The organism is Pyxidicoccus fallax (assembly GCF_012933655.1).
In the GTDB taxonomy this organism is placed as follows: domain Bacteria; phylum Myxococcota; class Myxococcia; order Myxococcales; family Myxococcaceae; genus Myxococcus; species Myxococcus fallax.
Genome location: NZ_JABBJJ010000808.1, coordinates 1 through 395 on the forward strand (window position 1 = coordinate 1; position 395 = coordinate 395).

General features: G+C 73.7%; 1 pseudogene. It reads left to right on the forward strand.

What is annotated here, in order from left to right:
- A pseudogene (locus HG543_RS54265) lies at positions 1-395 on the forward strand (MFS transporter); the annotation flags it as partial.

A 395-nucleotide genomic window follows, 5' to 3' on the forward strand; every position in this document is an offset into this window, starting at 1 on the left:
GGGCGGCAACCTCGCCATCGGACTGTTCGCTGCTGGACTGGTGGCGCTCAACCTCACCTGCACCTTCCTGTTCCTCCCGGAGACGCGGAAGGCGGACGGGGCCGGGGGGCACGCGCGCACGCTGAAGGGGGCGTCGCTGGCGCTGCGGCTGCCGGTGGTGGGGCGGTGCCTCGTCCTGATGCTGGTGTTCACCACCGCCTTCGCGCAGATGGAGGGCACCTTCTCGGTGTACCTGCTGGAGCGCTTCCTCTCGTCGGGGCCGGTGCCGCTGACGGGAGGGCTGTTCCTCCAGGCGGCGCTGCCGGACGCGGCGGTGCTGCGCGAGGCGAGCCTGCGGGCCGGCTGGCTCTTCGCGCTGGTGGGCGTGCTGTCCGCGGCGGTGCAGGGCGGGGTGG